The organism is Bradyrhizobium sp. WSM1253, from assembly GCF_000244935.1.
Classification (GTDB): Bacteria; Pseudomonadota; Alphaproteobacteria; order Rhizobiales; family Xanthobacteraceae; genus Bradyrhizobium; species Bradyrhizobium canariense.
This window is the reverse complement of record NZ_JH600073.1, coordinates 4639252-4654806: the sequence shown is the minus strand read 5'-3', so window position 1 is coordinate 4654806 and position 15555 is coordinate 4639252. Positions and strand designations below refer to the sequence as shown.

Here is a 15555-nt window from a genome sequence, read left to right as displayed (position 1 = left end):
CTAATTGTGCAAAAGGGCAGGCTGGTTCGGGCATGGTTCAGCGGGTTTCTACCGTCGCCTTTGAGGGGATCGAGGCCCGTGCGGTCGACGTGCAGGTGCAGGTCGCGCCCGGTCTGCCGGCCTTCGCGATCGTCGGTCTCCCGGACAAGGCGGTGTCGGAGGCGCGCGAGCGGGTCCGCTCGGCGCTGATCGCCTCTGGGCTGGCGCTGCCGGCGCGCAGGATCACCGTCAATCTCGCGCCCGCCGATCTGCCCAAGGAGGGCAGCCATCATGACCTGCCGATCGCGCTCGGGCTGATGGGGGCGATCGGCGCGATCCCCCCGGATGCGCTGACCGGCTTCACGGTTCTGGGCGAGCTTGGCCTCGACGGATCGATCGCACCGGTGGCCGGTGTCCTTCCCGCCGCGATCGGCGCCAATGTGCGCGAGGAGGGGCTGATCTGTCCGGCGGCTTGCGGCTCGGAAGCGGCATGGGCGAGCCCGGACATCCAGATCATCGCCGCAAGTTCGCTGATCCAGATCGCCAACCATTTCAAGGGAACGCAGGTGCTGTCGCGGCCGGTGCCGAAGGTGCATGAAGCCGCCGCCTCGCCGCTCGACCTGCGCGACATCAAGGGCCAGGAGAGCGCCAAGCGCGCGCTGGAGATCGCGGCCGCCGGCGGCCATCACCTGCTGATGATCGGCGCGCCCGGCGCCGGCAAATCGATGCTGGCGGCACGCCTGCCCTCGATCCTGCCGCCGCTGTCACCGGGCGAGTTGCTCGAAGTCTCGATGATCGCCTCTGTCGCCGGCGAGATCGAGGGCGGCGCACTGACGGCGCGGCGGCCGTTTCGATCGCCGCATCATTCCGCCAGCATGGCCGCGCTCACCGGTGGCGGCATGCGGGCGCGGCCAGGCGAGATCTCGCTCGCGCATCAGGGCGTGCTGTTCCTCGACGAGCTCCCCGAATTCGATCCGCGCGTGCTGGATTCGCTGCGCCAGCCGCTGGAGAACGGCGAGGTCTCGGTGTCCCGCGCCAATCACCGCGTCACCTATCCCGCACGCTTCATGCTGGTCGCGGCGATGAATCCGTGCCGCTGCGGCAATGCGTTCGAGCCCGGCTATGCCTGCAAGCGCGGCCGCATCGATCGCTGCACTGGCGACTACCAGGCCCGCATCTCGGGGCCGCTGATGGACCGTATCGACCTGCGCATCGAGGTTCCCGCCGTGACCGCGGCCGATTTGATCCTGCCGCCGCCGGCGGAGGGCTCGGCCGAAGTCGCCGCGCGCGTGGCCGCCGCGCGCGACATCCAGCTCGCACGCTACGCGGACGCCGGCCTGCCGAAGGTTCGCACCAATGCCGAAGCGCCGGCCTCGGTGCTGGAGGAGATCGCCAAGCCGGATGCGCAAGGCCAGAAGCTGCTGCGCGACGCCGCCGAGACCATGCGGCTGTCGGCGCGCGGCTATCACCGCGTGCTGCGGGTGGCGCGCACGCTGGCCGATCTCGATCGTGCCGACAAGATCGGCCGGCTGCATCTGGCCGAAGCGCTGTCCTACCGCGCACTCGCGGAGGATGTGCGCCAGTTGGCCTGAGCAATGCGCCGCCGCAGCTTTCTCGACAACATCACCATGCCCGAGATTGAACCATGACCGACGTCAATGCCTGCACCATCAGATTTGTCCGCCCGTCCCAATATGCCGATCGGCTGAGGTCGTACGAGTTGTGGGTCAACGGGACCAGCGTTGGGAAGCTTGCGCGCAATGACGCGTTGGAGGTCACGCTGCCGGCCGGTGCCTGCACGATCGAGGCGACTATTGATTGGGGCAGAAGCCAACCGCTCATCGTTCGCACCACTCCTGGCCAAATCGTCGAGATCGAGGTCAGGAACAGGTGGGGCGCCTGGGCAGCGCTGTGGGCGATCAGCTTCGTCAAGAACAGCTATTTGGTTCTCACTGAAGTCGAGCGAAAAACGAACAGAAGCGCTTAACCGACTGAGATTCTCATCCCCAGATACCGGCATCAACCCGGCGGTAACGAGTTTCCTTTACGCTCTGCAAACCATAAGGCCCATCAGTTCCCCGTACAGGGCCTGGCGAGTAGCGTGTCATGTTGCGTTTCAAGATCCTGGCCTCGGTTGTTCCCCTGTTGGCGGCCGCGGTGTTCGCGCGCAGCGAGATCGGATCGGTCTCGCATCCCTGCATCGCCCTCGGCGACACCTCGGTCGAGCTGACGTCGCTGTTCTGGACCGCCGGCGTGCATGTCGCCTTCACCGACGATCCCGCGCGCGCCACGGTGCGGGTTCAGATTACCGAGGATGCGGACGCTGCCGACTTCGCCGTTGTCGACGATGGCCCCGGTTCGGAATCGGAGTCCTGCCAGGCCAACCCTTCGACTCGCCTGATCTCGATTGCCGCACAGCCCGTCGACGGCGGTCAGGTGGTCTATCTCTCCACCGAGGGGCCGGCGGATTACCGGGTCTATGTGCGCTCGAAAACCTTCTCGCAGCGCGAGGCGGCGGCGCTGATCGTCGGCGCCCGCGGCGGCCACCGCCATCTCCAGGCGGCCTCGCTTTGAGCCGCCTCGCTTTGCGCCGTTAACGTCTCGTCAACCCTGTTTGGAGGCGGTCGCAGGGCCTCAAACTGTTCGCAAGGTCGGCGGCACATCGTCGTTTACAGCGAGCACAGGTTTTTACGAAAAGAGTCGGGTCGGTGGCGATGGATCGGACGTTCCGGATCAAGGTGCGCATGCGTCGCTTCAGGCGACAGTACCCACGAATCGCCTTCGCGATCCGCTCCTTCATGATCTTCTCGGCGACCTTCGGCGGCGCCTATGGGTTTGTCTCCGGCAGCCGGTCCGAGACGTCCGGCTACGATCCCAATGCGTTTGCGATCGGCGTCAGCTTCCTGTTCGCGCTCGCCTGCCTCGGCCTCGCCACGCTGAGCATGCGCCTGCGCTTCGTCAACAAGCGGATGCGTGCGCTGGCTGCCCACAACGAAACGCTGATCGACCGCAATTGGGAGCTGAAGGAGGCCGAGGAGCGCGCTCGCAGCCTGTTCGAACAGCAGGGCGATCTGATCGTGCTGCGCGACACAGGCGGCCGCATCACCTTCGCCAACGACGCCTATTGCGCGCTTGCCGCACAGGCGCGCGGCGCGCTGGTCGGCACGCGCTTTGATTTCGACGTGCTGGAGCAGGGCGACAGCGCCCGCGAGAGCAACGGCACGCGGATTCACGACCAGAAGATCGCAACTCCGCTCGGCGCGCGCTGGATCGCCTGGCGCGAAGGCTATGTCCGCCTCGACGCCGGCCAGCCCGCCGAATTGCAGAGCGTCGGACGCGACGTCACCGACCGCACCGAGACCGAGCGGGCGCTGTCCGAGGCCCGCGATCAGGCCGACGCCGCCAACCGGGCCAAATCGCGCTTCCTGGCGATGGCGTCGCACGAGATCCGCACGCCGCTCAACGGCATCATCGGCATGGGCGGGCTGCTGCTCGACACTACGCTGACGCCGGAGCAGTCGACCTACGCCAAGGCCGTGAAGACCTCCGGCGAAGCGCTGATGGCGCTGATCGAGGAGTTGCTCGACTATTCCAAGATCGAGGCCGGCAAGCTCGATCTCGAGCAGCGTCCCTTCGCGCTCTCGGCCCTGATCGAGGACATCACCGAGCTGCTCGCGCCGCGCGCGCAGGCGAAACAGCTCGAGATCGCCGCCTATGTCGACGAGCGGCTGCCGCTCGAAGTGGTCGGCGACGCCGCGCGGCTGCGCCAGGTGCTGCTCAACCTCGCCGGCAACGCCATCAAGTTCACGGCGAGCGGCGGCGTCGCGCTGATCGTCGAGCCCGGCATCTGGCCGAACGAAATCAGCTTTCTGGTGCGCGACACCGGGATCGGCATCGCAGCCGACGCGCAACAGCGCATCTTCCGCGAATTCGAGCAGGCCGACGAACGCGTCGCCCGCACCTATGGCGGCACCGGCCTCGGTCTCGCTATCAGCGAGCGCATCGTCAAGCGCATGGGCGGCCGCATCACGCTCGCGAGCGAGCCGGGCAAGGGTTCGACCTTCGACGTCTCAGTCCCGCTGGCATCATCCTCCGCCGGCGCGGAGCAGACGGCGTTCCCGAGTCCCGACCTCACAGGCAAGTCGATCCTGCTGATTGCCGACGGCATCGAGGCTTCCCTGATCGCGCGGCGGCTGGAGCGCTGGGGCGGCCAGACCTGCATGGTGACCGACGCCGCGGTGGCGGAAGCGCTGCTGCCGGAACGCTCATGGCATTCGGTGCTCATCGATCGCGCGCTCGGCGCTGCCATTGCCGACCGCCTCGGCGAAGCCGCACGCAGCCATGCGACGCAACGCCTCGTGCTGCTGACGTCCGGCTCGCGCCACGAGAAAATCTCGCCGGCCTTCACCGGCTTCCTGGTGAAGCCGCTGCGCGCGGCCTCACTCGCCGCACGCCTCGCGCTGCCCCCGGAGGTCGCCTCGCCCGATCTCGCGCCGGAGCCATCTGCCCCATCCACCGGCGCGGTACCGGCGAAAGGCCTCTCGGTTCTCGTCGCCGAGGACAACGAGATCAATGCGCTGTTGATGCGCTCGCTACTGACGAAACTCGGTCACCGCGTCATCATCGCGATCAATGGCGAGGCCGCGCTGGAATCCTGGCTCGGCGCGTCCTCGGCCGGCACGCCCTATGATCTCGTGCTGATGGACATCCAGATGCCGCAGCTCGACGGCATCGAAACGACAAAACGCATCCGTGCGCATGAGGCAGCCAAGGGCGGCCACCACACGCCGATCCTCGCGCTCACCGCCAATACGCTGGTGGAAGATCGCTACGCCTGCTTTGAAGCGGGCATGAACGGGTTTCTGATCAAGCCGCTCGATCGCGAGAAGCTGGAAGAGGCGCTGGCCGGACTGGCGGCGGCGCGGCAGCTGACGGTTTGATCCGGATTCCATAGGAACCCGATCTCGGACGGCAATCGACAATTGAAATCGAGCGCTTCGCGCGTCACCATCCTCTGGGGCATTTTAAGCAGAGGATTTCGCATCAACATGCTTTGCCGCCTCGCCTTCGTGATCCTTCTCTGTGGTTCCACTCAAGCCACCTCGGCCGATAGCTCGCAACTGATCGCCTCGCTCAAGCAAGGCGGTTACGTGTTGGTGTTTCGCCACACGGCCACCGACGACAGCCAAAAGGATGTCTACCCTTTCAAGTTCGACGACATGAGCGCCCAGCGTCAGCTCAGTGAAAAGGGCCGCGACATGGCGCGCCAGATCGGGACGGCCATCAAGGAACTCGCGATCCCGATCGGCGATGTCTACACCAGCAAGCTGAACCGCGCGATCGAGGCGGGCAGACTGATCTCCGGTCGCGAGCTCAAGCCAGTCGACGCGTTGACGGACAGCAGCAACGCGAGTGCGTCGGGCATGGCAAATCCGACCGGTGCAAATGCAAAAGCGGGCCAGGCCGTGCGGCGGCTCGTCGATGCGCCGCCCAAGGCGGGCACCAACACCGTCCTGGTCACCCACAAGACCAACATCGCCGATGTCTTCGGCAAGGATGCCGGGGACGTGCAGGAAGGCGAAGCTTTCGTCTACCGGGCAAGCACCACCGGTGCGGCGGCTTTCGCAGGGCGCATCAAGCCTGCGGATTGGATCGCGAAGGCCGGCAAGTGAGCCGCTTGCCGGCGACGCACGTCAGCTTGGGTGCGGAGCAGGCCGGGCGCCCGGCATCACTGCGCGCTCCGGCGGAATGAACCGTTATGCGGCGTGAGCAGGAAACCGCGGCGCGGACAGCTTGGCCGTCGGCGCTGGCGTGCCCCTGAATTTGGTGTCTGCCTGGGCCGCGCGCTTGCAATGCGGACACACGAAAAGATGCGCGATGATCGGAGTCGGCTCGTCCGCCAGCAGTTCGGAACGGAACCACTTCATCTCGATATGGCAGTCCGGGCAGGTCGGTGCTTCCAGCTGCTCGGCGGCGTTTCTGAGACGATCAACCATGGGTCCCTCGCGTTTACGAAGGTCATAGCGGAATACCCTTTGCCGGTCTGCAACAAAAGACACTCTGCGCGCGGGCTAGACTCGTCGACCGCAGCGATTACAGCCTGCGCAGCGCCACGCTCGCCACCGTGTGGTCGGCGCCCTTCTTCAGAATCAGGGTCGCGCGGGGGCGGGTCGGCAGGATGTTGTCCTCGAGATTTGCGAGGTTGGTGCGTTCCCAGATCGCGATCGCGGTGGCGGTGGCTTCCTCGTCCGACAACAGCGCGTAGCGGTTGAAGTAGGATTTTGGATTGGTGAACGCGGTGTCGCGCAGCGACAGGAAGCGCCTGATGTACCACTGCCGCAGCGCGGCCTCGTCGGCGTCGATATAGACCGAGAAATCGAAGAAGTCGGACACCACGGGCACGGCCTTGCCGTCACGCGGCAGTTTGCCGGTCTGCAGCACGTTGACGCCCTCGACGATCAGGATGTCGGGCTGGTCGATCTCGGCCCACTGGTTCGGCACGATGTCGTAGGTCAAATGCGAATAGACCGGCGCGCGCACATGGCGGCGGCCGGCCTTGATGTCGGAGAGGAAGCTGAGCAGCAGCGGCAGGTCGTAGCTTTCCGGAAAACCCTTCTTCTGCATGATGCCCTGCCGCTCCAGCACGGCGTTGGGATACAGAAATCCGTCGGTGGTGATCAGCTCGACCTTGGGACGCGGCGACCAGCGCGCCAGCAGCGCTTGAAGCACGCGGGCCGTGGTGGATTTTCCAACCGCGACCGAACCGGCGACGCCGATGATGTAGGGCATCTTGCGGTCGCGGATGTTGAGGAACTGGCGCTCCGCGTAATAAAGCCGCTGCATCGCATCGACATAGATCGACAGCAGGCGCGACAGCGGCAGGTAGATGTCCTCGACCTCCTGCAAGTCGAGGCGGTCGTGCAGCGAGCGCAGCCGGTCGAACTCGCCCGGCTCCAGCGTCATCGGCGTGTCGTCGCGCAGTCGCGACCACTCCTCACGCGTATAGACGCGGTAAGGATTATACTGCTGCTCGGGTGCGCGGATATCCATGACGCGACTCTCCACCTCGGCTAGCTGCCGCCCTTGCGCGACGCCTTTTCTTCCAACCCTGACATATTGGTCCGCTTGTCCAATGCGGCCTCGACCTCTTCCAGCTTTACGCCGCGGGCCTTGAGCAGCACAAGGAAATGATAGAGCAGGTCGGCGCCTTCGGCGATCAGATGCGCGCGATCGTTTTCGACTGCTGCGATTACGGTTTCGACTGCTTCCTCACCGAACTTCTTGGCGCAATGTTCGGCGCCCTTGTCGAGGAGCTTGCGGGTATAGGACGCCTCGCCACCCGCTGCCGCGCGGGCGTCGATGGTCTCGGCCAGATCGTGGATCGTGAAACGCGGCATACAAAATACTCGGAAAACGCGCCTTGGCCGATGATTGGCCGGTTATCTGGCGGGATAAGCCGATCCCCGCCAATCATGTAGCATTTTTAGGAACGGGAGTCGTCAGGCATCGAGGCGCATGGGCAACCCGCGCCGGGACATGTGCTCCTTGGCTTCGCGGACGGTGAATTCCCCGAAGTGGAAGATCGAGGCGGCCAGCACGGCGGTGGCGTGGCCGTCGCGAATACCGTCGACGAGGTGGTCGAGATTGCCGACGCCGCCCGAAGCGATCACGGGAACGGGAATGCTGTCGGCGATCGCCCGAGTCAGCGGGATGTCAAAACCCTGCCGCGTGCCGTCGCGGTCCATCGAGGTGAGCAGGATTTCGCCGGCGCCGAGCGAGACCACCTCCTGGGCATATTCGATGGCGTCGATGCCGGTCGAGTTGCGGCCGCCATGGGTGAAGATCTCCCAGCGCTCCCCGCCACCGGCGCGCTTGACCCGCTTGGCGTCGATCGCGACCACCACGCACTGCCCGCCGAATTTCTCGGCGGCTTCCTTGACGAACTCGCGCCGCGACACCGCGGCGCTGTTGATCGAGACCTTGTCGGCGCCCGCGCGCAGGAGGGTCTTGATGTCGTTGACCTCACGCACGCCGCCGCCCACGGTGACGGGCATGAAGCAGGCTTCCGCGGTGCGCCGGACCACGTCCAGCATGATGCCGCGATTCTCATGGGTCGCGGTGATGTCGAGGAAAGTGAGCTCGTCGGCGCCGGCAGCGTCGTAGGCGATCGCCGCTTCGACGGGGTCACCGGCATCACGCAGGTCGACGAAGTTGACGCCCTTGACGACCCGGCCGTCCTTGACGTCGAGGCAGGGGATCACGCGCACCTTGAACATCGGATGTCTCCTAGGCCGCGGCGCGGATCAGGGTGAGGGCGGCTGAGGGATCGAGCCGGCCATCGTAAAGCGCGCGACCGGCGATCGCGCCGGCGAGCTTTTTCGCGCGCGGCGTCAGCATCGCCTTGACGTCCTCGATCGAGGCGAGGCCGCCGGAGGCGATCACGGGAATCGAGATCGCATCCGCCAGCGCAATGGTCGCATCGAGATTCAGGCCCTTGAGCAGGCCGTCGCGCGCGATGTCGGTGAAGATGATGGCGGCGACGCCGGCATCCTCGAAACGCCGTGCGATCTCCAGCACTGTTACCTGCGAGGTCTCGGCCCAGCCTTCGACCGCGACCTTGCCGTCACGTGCGTCGAGCCCGACCGCGACGCGGCCGGGGAATTTTTTTGCAGCAGCCTTCACCAATTCGGGGTCGCGCACCGCGGCGGTGCCGATGATGACACGGGTGACGCCCTTTTCGAGCCAGGCTTCCACGGTCGCGAGATCGCGAATGCCGCCACCGAGCTGCACCGGAATCGTGATCGTCTTCAGCATCGTCTCGACCGCCTGCGCATTCACGGGCTTGCCGGCAAACGCGCCGTCGAGATCGACGACGTGGAGATACTTAAAGCCCTGCGCGACGAAGCTCTCGGCCTGCGCGGCGGGATTGAGGTTGAACACGGTCGCGCGCGCCATGTCGCCCTGTTCGAGGCGCACGCATTGGCCGTTCTTGAGGTCGATCGCAGGAAAGAGAATCATGATTGAGCCAGGATTTTTCTGCGCGAACGGTGCGCTCCCTCCCCCCTTGTGGGGGAGCGCTGGGGAGAGGGGTAAGCCACGGGCACCACCGTTGTGGCTACCCCCCTCCCGAATGCTTCGCATTCGACCTCCCCCACAAGGGGGGAGGTAACAAGAGCAGCGGCCATCACGGTTTCCATCGCAAGAAGTTCGAGATCAGGGCCAGACCAAAGCGCTGGCTCTTCTCGGGGTGAAACTGCGTCCCGATCGCCGTGTCCTTGCCGACGATCGCGGTGACGGGCCCGCCGTAATCGGCGCGCGCAAGCACGTCCGCCTCGTTGGCGGCTTTGAGGTGGTAGGAGTGCACGAAATAGGCGTGCTGGCCCTTGGGGCCGAGCGGCAGCCCGTCCAGCACCGGGTGCTCGCGCAGCACATCGAGCGTATTCCAACCCATGTGCGGGATCTTGAGGCTCTCGTCGCGCGGCGTGATCTTCTCGACGTCGCCGCCGATCCAGTTCAGGCCTTGCGTGATCACGTGCTCTTTGCCGCGGGTGGCGAACAGCTGCATGCCGACGCAGATGCCGAACATCGGCCGCGCCTTGACGCGCACCGCCTCGGTGATCGCCTCGACCATGCCGTTGACGGCATCGAGCCCACGCCGGCAATCGGCGAAGGCGCCGACGCCCGGCAGCACCAGACGGTCGGCGCCGTAGGCCTGGTCCGGATCGCTGGTGACGAACACCTTTTGCGGATTGTCCATGCTGCGCGCGGCGCGCTCGAACGCCTTGGCGGCCGAATGCAGATTGCCGGAACCGTAATCGATGATGGCGACGCTCATCTTGACCCTCCCGGTTCTGGAAACAAACCAATGATGCCACCGGCCGGCATCGGCGGCGGGTTGGAGAATTGCTGACCCGGCACGTTGCGGGTCGGCGGCGGGCCGCCGCGATCGACGGCCCATTGATCGTTGACGATGCCGCGCTGCTTCTGGCTCCAGCGCTCGAAGAAACGGCGCTCGGCGGTGTCCTCGTCGTCGGAAATCACAACGTCGAGCTGCCGCCATTTGCCGCGCGACAGCGTCCAGCGGCGCAGGCTCGAGGCCTCGAATCCCATCAGCAGCGCGACGATGATGTCGGCGAAGAAGATCGACGAACGGCCGACGCCGAGGCTGGACAGCCCGACGTTGAACGCGGCAACGAAGATCACCCAACCGATCAGCGCCAGCCACAGCCGATTCCACAGCAGCCAGAGCGGGCCGAAGATCATCGCCCAGAAATGGAAGCCGTCGCGCACGAAGACGAACTTGTCGGTCGCGCGCAGATCGGCTCCGGCAGGGGAGGGTGCATGAACTGTGTAGACGGACATGGCGATGCCCCGTTCCCAAGAATTCAGTGATACCGCAAACGGCGCGTGCCGCGGGCCGAAAGATGTCAGCCGCCGAGCGAGCCCTTGGTGGACGGGATTTCGCCCACCGCCTTCGGATCGATCGCGACGGCGGTGCGCAGCGCCCGTGCCAGACCCTTGAAGCAGGACTCGGCGATATGGTGGCTGTTATCGCCATATAGGGTCTCGACGTGAAGAGTCACGCCGGCGTTCATGGCGAAGGCCTGGAACCACTCGCGCACCAGCTCGGTGTCGAACTCGCCGATCTTGTCGCGAGGGAAGTCGGCCTTGAACACCAGGAAAGGGCGGCCCGAGATGTCGATGACCACGCGTGACAGCGTCTCGTCCATGGGCATGTGCACGCCAGCATAGCGGGTGATGCCCGCCATGTTGCCGAGCGCCTGCTTAATGGCCTGGCCGAGCGCGATGCCGGTGTCTTCGGTGGTATGGTGATGATCAATGTGCAAATCGCCGACCGCCTTGACCGTGAGGTCGATGCGGGAATGGCGGGCGAGGAGATCGAGCATATGGTCGAAAAAGCCGATGCCGGTCGCGATATTGGACACGCCGGTGCCATCGAGGTTCACGGTGACCTCGATGTCGGTTTCCTTGGTCTTGCGCTTGATCGTCGCGGTGCGCATCAAAACTAGCTTTCATCCTCGTTCGGGGCCGAAAACGCCGGTCTTTTAACAGCCAAATGACGCCTTCGCTACTGCGGGAACGGCTGGCCGGGCCTCTACTTCTGCCTATGGTGAGCGAAATTGGTCCCGGAGCGGCCCGTTGTGCCCCCGCTCCCGACCGCCTAAATCAGCCCGGACAATGAGGATCATTCATGCAGGACTCCCCAAACAGCTCGCCGGGCTGGCACGGCACCACGATTTTGACGGTCCGCAAGGGCGGCACGGTGGTGGTCGGCGGCGACGGCCAGGTCTCGATCGGCCAGACCGTGATCAAGCACAACGCCAGGAAGGTCCGGAAACTCGGCAAGGGCGACGTCATCGGCGGCTTTGCCGGCGCAACGGCCGACGCCTTCACGCTGTTCGAGCGCTTGGAAGCCAAACTCGAGCAATATCCGGGGCAATTGACCCGGGCCGCCGTCGAGCTCGCCAAGGACTGGCGCACCGACCGTTATTTGCGACGGCTGGAGGCCATGATGATCGTTGCCGACAAGGACGTCTCCCTGGTGCTGACAGGCACCGGCGACGTGCTGGAGCCCGAAGCCGGCGTGATGGCGATCGGCTCGGGCGGGAATTACGCGCTGGCGGCGGCCCGCGCCCTGCTCGACACCGACAAGGACGCCGAGACCATCGTCCGCCGCTCCCTCGATATCGCCGCCGACATCTGCGTCTACACCAACCGCAATGTCACCGTCGAAGCGCTGTCCGCCGGGTAGGGCCTATCTGTGGCTGGACAATGTAGCTCCGGACTGGCTGCAACCTCACCCGCTTGCGGGAGAGGTCGCGCCGAAGGCGCGGGTGAGGGCTCTGTCCTCTTGGGGGCTGTCCCATTGCGGACGCACCCTCTCCCCAACCCTCTCCCGCAGACGGGAGAGGGAGCGCAGCACCGCTAGATGACCCTCGCCTACACCTTCCGCCCGATGACCGCGGCCGATCTGCCGTTGATCCGGCGATGGCTCCGCGAGGTACATGTGCGGGAATGGTGGGGCGATCCGGACGAGCAGTTCGCGCTCGTGAGCGGCGATCTCGATGAGCCGGCAATGGACCAGTTCATCGTGTTGGCCGGCGACAAGCCGTTCGGCTATCTTCAATGCTACCGCCTGACAGCCTGGAATACGGGTCTTGGGCCGCAACCGGAGGGCACCCGTGGCATCGATCAGTTCATCGGCGAAGGCGACATGATCGGGCGCGGGCACGGTTCGGCATTGATCCGCCAATTCGCCGACGCGCAGTTGCGGCAGGGTCTGCCCCGCATCGTCACTGATCCTGATCCGCTCAACGCGCGCGCGGTGCGTGCCTATGAGAAGGCCGGCTTTGTCCCCGACCGCATGGTCGAGACGCCCGACGGAGCGGCGCTGCTGATGGTGCGCGAGCCATGACGCTGGCAACCACGCATGAGAGCAGGGCCGCGTTTCCACCGCTCGCCTGGGTCGGCATCGCGCTGCTGCTGCTGGCGATGCAGGCCTCGATCCTGCTCGCGATGGGACGGGTGCCGATCTGCACCTGCGGTTACGTCAAGCTGTGGCATGGCGTGGTGAACAGCTCGGAAAATTCGCAGCACATCGCCGACTGGTACAGTTTCTCGCACATCCTGCACGGCTTCCTGTTCTATGGACTGACCTGGCTGCTGTTCGCGCGGCTGCCGTTCGTGTCGCTGTCCTGGCCCGCGCGCCTGATCGTCGCGATGCTGATCGAGGGTGCCTGGGAGATCGTCGAGAACTCGCCATTCATCATCGAACGCTACCGCGCCGGCACGATCTCGCTGGATTATTTCGGCGACAGCATCGTCAATTCGGTTTCTGACAATTTGTCCATGATGCTGGGCTTCCTCGCCGCGCGCCTGCTGCCTGTATCGGTGACCGTCATGCTCGGGCTCGCCTTTGAAATCATGCTGGCGCTGCATATTCGCGACAATCTGACGCTCAATATCCTGATGCTGATCCACCCGGTCGAGGCCGTGAAACAATGGCAATCGGGTCCGCCGATCATCTGATGGCAAAAAAGCGGCTTGTCCCCCGCCGCATCTGATCCTAGCTAAGGTCCCATGACAGACTTCTCCCCCCGCGAAATCGTTTCCGAACTCGACCGTTTCATCGTCGGCCAGGCCGATGCCAAGCGCGCCGTCTCGATCGCGCTGCGCAACCGCTGGCGGCGGCAGCAGCTCGAAGGCTCCTTGCGCGAAGAGGTGCTGCCGAAGAACATCTTGATGATCGGCCCCACCGGCGTCGGCAAGACCGAGATCGCGCGGCGGCTCGCCAAGCTTGCCAACGCGCCGTTCCTGAAGGTGGAGGCGACGAAATTCACCGAGGTCGGCTATGTCGGCCGCGACGTCGAGCAGATCGTGCGCGATCTCGTCGAGGTCGCGATCGCCCAGGTCCGCGAGCGCAAGCGCAAAGACGTGCAGGCACGCGCGCAGCTCGCCGCCGAGGAGCGCGTGCTCGATGCGCTGGTCGGCGCCAATTCCAGCGCGGCGACGCGGGACTCCTTCCGCAAGAAGCTGCGCGCGGGCGAGCTCAACGACAAGGAGATCGAGATCGAGACGCAAGGCGGCGGCAGCGGCTTTCCGATGTTCGAGATCCCGGGCATGCCTGGCGCGCAGATGGGCGCGGTTTCGATCGGCGACATCTTCGGCAAGCTCGGCGGACGCAGCAAGACGCGGCGGCTGACGGTGGAGAGCTCGCACGAGATCCTCATCAACGAGGAATCCGACAAGCTGCTCGACAGCGATCAGTTGACGATGGAGGCGATCAGCGCGGTCGAGAACAACGGCATCGTGTTCCTGGACGAGATCGACAAGATCTGCGCCCGCGAAGGCCGCGCCGGCGGCGACGTCTCGCGCGAGGGCGTGCAGCGCGACCTGCTGCCGCTGATCGAGGGCACCACGGTCTCGACCAAGCACGGCGCGGTGAAGACCGACCACATCCTGTTCATTGCCTCCGGCGCCTTCCATGTCGCCAAGCCGTCCGACCTGTTGCCGGAATTGCAGGGCCGCCTGCCGATCCGCGTCGAGTTGCAGGCGTTGACCCGTGACGACATGCGCCGCATCCTGACCGAGCCCGAGGCCTCGCTGATCAAGCAATATGTTGCGTTGATGCAGACCGAGGGCGTCACGCTCGACATCACCGACAACGCCATCGACGCACTTGCGGACGTCGCGGTCGCCGTGAATTCCACCGTCGAGAACATCGGCGCGCGGCGGCTGCAGACCGTGATGGAGCGGGTGCTGGACGAGATCTCCTTCACCGCCCCCGACCGCAGCGGTGAGACCGTCAGGGTCGACGCCGATTTCGTCCAGAAGCACGTCGGCGACCTCGCCAAGAACGCGGATTTGAGCCGGTTCATTTTGTAATTCCGGGCGGCCGCGCTATGGATGCGGCGTGACCGCACGCATCCTGCAAAACCCCTGGCGCGTCCTGCTCGCGATCAACGCGGCGGTCATCGTCGGCGTCTTCGTTCACAAGATCCAGCTGCCGCCTTACGTCCCCTACATCCACCTCCTCGTCGACTATCATTTCGGCTTCATCAAGCGCGCGCTGATCGGGGCGATCGTCGCGCTGTTCACCGACAAGGTGCCGGTATGGCTGGTGTTCGCGCTCGGCGGCGCGACATGGCTGGTGACGCTGGGACTGTACGCAAGACTATTTCAGAAGACGTTCGGCTTCACCACGAAGACATTGCCGCTGTTCGTCTTCATCGCGGGCTCGCCGTTCTTCCTCAAGAACTTCATGCACACGCTCGGCCATTTCGACATCTATGGCTGCGCGCTGGCGATCATCCTGCTGCTGGTGCCGGCCGGCTCGCTGCTGTTCGTGGCGCTGGCTGCGCTGTTCTCGATCGTTCTCGTCCTGATCCACCACATCCATCTCCTGATGTATGTGCCGACGATCATCACCATCGTCGTGATCAGGCACTATCTGACGCAGGGCTGCGATCGCACCAATGTCGCGTTCGGCGTCGTTGCCCTGCTTGCCGTCTCCACGCTGTTCTTCGCCGCGCAGTTTTGGGGAACGATGCCGATCGCGGAGGCGGATTTCGTTGCCTACCTGAAGAGCCGGATGGCCGATCCGTCGCGGACCGATATGTTGCAGTTTGCCTACATCTGGTATCAGCCGCTGACGAAGGAGATTTCCGACACCTGGGGCCGCCTGCCCCACAACATCCTTGGCGTGCCCGTGTTCTTGCTGCTGATCTGGCTGCACATACCGCTGTGGCGTTATTTTGCAAACCTTATCGGCGCGCTGGCAAACGACACGCATCGCCGTCTTGTGATCGCGGCGCTTGCCGGCGTCAGCCTCGCCTGCCTCGTGATGTTCGCGATGGTGTTCGACTATTCGCGCTGGATCTCGAACTGGGCGGTCTGCATGTTCCTGATCCTGCACGCGGTGAAGATGCTGCCCGCCGCACGCGAGACGCCGCTGATTCGGGCGGAGGATCAGAAGACGAATATCTTCGGCCTGATCCTTACGCTGATCCCGCGCGTCGGAATCGTCCGGCCGTTTTAGACGGTGAAGCTCGATCT

The 15555-nt window shown here is 65.0% G+C and carries 18 protein-coding genes; 10 read left to right on the top strand and 8 right to left on the bottom strand.

What is annotated here, in order from left to right; translation table 11 throughout:
• The first annotated feature begins 32 nt into the window (after window positions 1–32).
• The 5 genes from BRA1253DRAFT_RS23450 (at window position 33) to BRA1253DRAFT_RS23430 (ending at window position 5651) form a co-directional block, all read left to right on the top strand.
• Window positions 33–1571, top strand: coding sequence for a YifB family Mg chelatase-like AAA ATPase (locus BRA1253DRAFT_RS23450; RefSeq protein WP_007598458.1), 1539 nt, complete (start codon window positions 33–35; stop codon window positions 1569–1571).
• Window positions 1572–1624: 53 nt separating this feature from the next.
• Window positions 1625–1966, top strand: coding sequence for a hypothetical protein (locus BRA1253DRAFT_RS23445; RefSeq protein WP_007598456.1), 342 nt, complete (start codon window positions 1625–1627; stop codon window positions 1964–1966).
• 119 nt (window positions 1967–2085) lie between these two features.
• Complete coding sequence (locus BRA1253DRAFT_RS23440) at window positions 2086–2553, top strand: hypothetical protein (RefSeq protein WP_007598455.1); 468 nt, start codon at window positions 2086–2088, stop codon at window positions 2551–2553.
• Between the two features lie 140 nt (window positions 2554–2693).
• Window positions 2694–4919, top strand: a complete 2226-nt coding sequence (locus BRA1253DRAFT_RS23435) for a PAS domain-containing hybrid sensor histidine kinase/response regulator (RefSeq protein ID WP_007598454.1) — start codon at window positions 2694–2696, stop codon at window positions 4917–4919.
• 102 nt (window positions 4920–5021) lie between these two features.
• Complete coding sequence (locus tag BRA1253DRAFT_RS23430) at window positions 5022–5651, top strand: histidine phosphatase family protein (RefSeq protein ID WP_035995357.1); 630 nt, start codon at window positions 5022–5024, stop codon at window positions 5649–5651.
• Between the two features lie 84 nt (window positions 5652–5735).
• Here the strand turns inward: BRA1253DRAFT_RS23430 and BRA1253DRAFT_RS23425 are convergent, their stop codons facing one another.
• The 8 genes from BRA1253DRAFT_RS23425 to hisB form a co-directional block, all read right to left on the bottom strand.
• The gene (locus tag BRA1253DRAFT_RS23425; protein WP_007598452.1) at window positions 5736–5975 is read right to left on the bottom strand and encodes a hypothetical protein; all 240 of its coding nucleotides are present in this window, start codon (window positions 5973–5975) and stop codon (window positions 5736–5738) included.
• 97 nt (window positions 5976–6072) lie between these two features.
• Window positions 6073–7029, bottom strand: coding sequence for a type I pantothenate kinase (coaA, locus tag BRA1253DRAFT_RS23420; protein ID WP_007598451.1), 957 nt, complete (start codon window positions 7027–7029; stop codon window positions 6073–6075).
• Window positions 7030–7049: 20 nt separating this feature from the next.
• Window positions 7050–7376 carry a phosphoribosyl-ATP diphosphatase gene (locus tag BRA1253DRAFT_RS23415; protein ID WP_007598445.1) on the bottom strand — a complete coding sequence of 109 codons (327 nt, stop codon included), beginning with the start codon at window positions 7374–7376 and terminating at the stop codon, window positions 7050–7052.
• Between the two features lie 102 nt (window positions 7377–7478).
• The gene (hisF, locus tag BRA1253DRAFT_RS23410) at window positions 7479–8255 is read right to left on the bottom strand and encodes an imidazole glycerol phosphate synthase subunit HisF (RefSeq protein ID WP_007598443.1); all 777 of its coding nucleotides are present in this window, start codon (window positions 8253–8255) and stop codon (window positions 7479–7481) included.
• Between the two features lie 10 nt (window positions 8256–8265).
• Complete coding sequence (gene hisA, locus BRA1253DRAFT_RS23405; protein WP_007598440.1) at window positions 8266–8997, bottom strand: 1-(5-phosphoribosyl)-5-[(5-phosphoribosylamino)methylideneamino]imidazole-4-carboxamide isomerase; 732 nt, start codon at window positions 8995–8997, stop codon at window positions 8266–8268.
• Between the two features lie 166 nt (window positions 8998–9163).
• Complete coding sequence (gene hisH, locus BRA1253DRAFT_RS23400; RefSeq protein ID WP_007598439.1) at window positions 9164–9814, bottom strand: imidazole glycerol phosphate synthase subunit HisH; 651 nt, start codon at window positions 9812–9814, stop codon at window positions 9164–9166.
• Window positions 9811–10341: a DUF2628 domain-containing protein gene (locus tag BRA1253DRAFT_RS23395; protein WP_007598438.1), complete on the bottom strand. Its 531-nt coding sequence runs from the start codon at window positions 10339–10341 to the stop codon at window positions 9811–9813. The genes hisH and BRA1253DRAFT_RS23395 overlap by 4 nt, the downstream gene beginning before the upstream one ends.
• A 65-nt stretch (window positions 10342–10406) precedes the next feature.
• A complete protein-coding gene (gene hisB, locus BRA1253DRAFT_RS23390) occupies window positions 10407–11000 on the bottom strand; it encodes an imidazoleglycerol-phosphate dehydratase HisB (protein ID WP_007598437.1) in 594 nt (197 codons plus the stop codon).
• A gap of 191 nt (window positions 11001–11191) precedes the next feature.
• On the opposite strand from hisB, the gene hslV reads away from it, so the two are divergent.
• The 5 genes from hslV (at window position 11192) to BRA1253DRAFT_RS23365 (ending at window position 15538) form a co-directional block, all read left to right on the top strand.
• On the top strand, window positions 11192–11752 hold the full coding sequence (gene hslV / locus BRA1253DRAFT_RS23385) for an ATP-dependent protease subunit HslV (protein WP_007598435.1): 561 nt from the start codon (window positions 11192–11194) through the stop codon (window positions 11750–11752).
• 177 nt (window positions 11753–11929) lie between these two features.
• Window positions 11930–12415: a GNAT family N-acetyltransferase gene (locus BRA1253DRAFT_RS23380; RefSeq protein ID WP_007598433.1), complete on the top strand. Its 486-nt coding sequence runs from the start codon at window positions 11930–11932 to the stop codon at window positions 12413–12415.
• On the top strand, window positions 12412–13029 hold the full coding sequence (locus BRA1253DRAFT_RS23375; RefSeq protein WP_007598431.1) for a DUF2585 domain-containing protein: 618 nt from the start codon (window positions 12412–12414) through the stop codon (window positions 13027–13029). The genes BRA1253DRAFT_RS23380 and BRA1253DRAFT_RS23375 overlap by 4 nt, the downstream gene beginning before the upstream one ends.
• Window positions 13030–13080: 51 nt before the next feature.
• On the top strand, window positions 13081–14385 hold the full coding sequence (gene hslU, locus BRA1253DRAFT_RS23370; RefSeq protein ID WP_007598430.1) for an ATP-dependent protease ATPase subunit HslU: 1305 nt from the start codon (window positions 13081–13083) through the stop codon (window positions 14383–14385).
• Window positions 14386–14413: 28 nt separating this feature from the next.
• Window positions 14414–15538, top strand: a complete 1125-nt coding sequence (locus tag BRA1253DRAFT_RS23365) for a hypothetical protein (protein ID WP_007598428.1) — start codon at window positions 14414–14416, stop codon at window positions 15536–15538.
• Window positions 15539–15555: the final 17 nt, after the last annotated feature.

What these genes read in the sequence shown, in the direction of transcription:
- BRA1253DRAFT_RS23450 (WP_007598458.1), top strand. Translation starts at nt 33, where the DNA reads ATGGTTCAGCGGGTTTCTACCGTCGCCTTTGAGGGGATCGAGGCCCGT.
- BRA1253DRAFT_RS23445 (WP_007598456.1), top strand. Translation starts at nt 1,625, where the DNA reads ATGACCGACGTCAATGCCTGCACCATCAGATTTGTCCGCCCGTCCCAA.
- BRA1253DRAFT_RS23440 (WP_007598455.1), top strand. Translation starts at nt 2,086, where the DNA reads ATGTTGCGTTTCAAGATCCTGGCCTCGGTTGTTCCCCTGTTGGCGGCC.
- BRA1253DRAFT_RS23435 (WP_007598454.1), top strand. Translation starts at nt 2,694, where the DNA reads ATGGATCGGACGTTCCGGATCAAGGTGCGCATGCGTCGCTTCAGGCGA.
- BRA1253DRAFT_RS23425 (WP_007598452.1), bottom strand. Translation starts at nt 5,975, where the DNA reads ATGGTTGATCGTCTCAGAAACGCCGCCGAGCAGCTGGAAGCACCGACC.
- coaA (WP_007598451.1), bottom strand. Translation starts at nt 7,029, where the DNA reads ATGGATATCCGCGCACCCGAGCAGCAGTATAATCCTTACCGCGTCTAT.
- BRA1253DRAFT_RS23415 (WP_007598445.1), bottom strand. Translation starts at nt 7,376, where the DNA reads ATGCCGCGTTTCACGATCCACGATCTGGCCGAGACCATCGACGCCCGC.
- hisF (WP_007598443.1), bottom strand. Translation starts at nt 8,255, where the DNA reads ATGTTCAAGGTGCGCGTGATCCCCTGCCTCGACGTCAAGGACGGCCGG.
- hisA (WP_007598440.1), bottom strand. Translation starts at nt 8,997, where the DNA reads ATGATTCTCTTTCCTGCGATCGACCTCAAGAACGGCCAATGCGTGCGC.
- hisH (WP_007598439.1), bottom strand. Translation starts at nt 9,814, where the DNA reads ATGAGCGTCGCCATCATCGATTACGGTTCCGGCAATCTGCATTCGGCC.
- BRA1253DRAFT_RS23395 (WP_007598438.1), bottom strand. Translation starts at nt 10,341, where the DNA reads ATGTCCGTCTACACAGTTCATGCACCCTCCCCTGCCGGAGCCGATCTG.
- hisB (WP_007598437.1), bottom strand. Translation starts at nt 11,000, where the DNA reads ATGCGCACCGCGACGATCAAGCGCAAGACCAAGGAAACCGACATCGAG.
- hslV (WP_007598435.1), top strand. Translation starts at nt 11,192, where the DNA reads ATGCAGGACTCCCCAAACAGCTCGCCGGGCTGGCACGGCACCACGATT.
- BRA1253DRAFT_RS23380 (WP_007598433.1), top strand. Translation starts at nt 11,930, where the DNA reads ATGACCCTCGCCTACACCTTCCGCCCGATGACCGCGGCCGATCTGCCG.
- BRA1253DRAFT_RS23375 (WP_007598431.1), top strand. Translation starts at nt 12,412, where the DNA reads ATGACGCTGGCAACCACGCATGAGAGCAGGGCCGCGTTTCCACCGCTC.
- hslU (WP_007598430.1), top strand. Translation starts at nt 13,081, where the DNA reads ATGACAGACTTCTCCCCCCGCGAAATCGTTTCCGAACTCGACCGTTTC.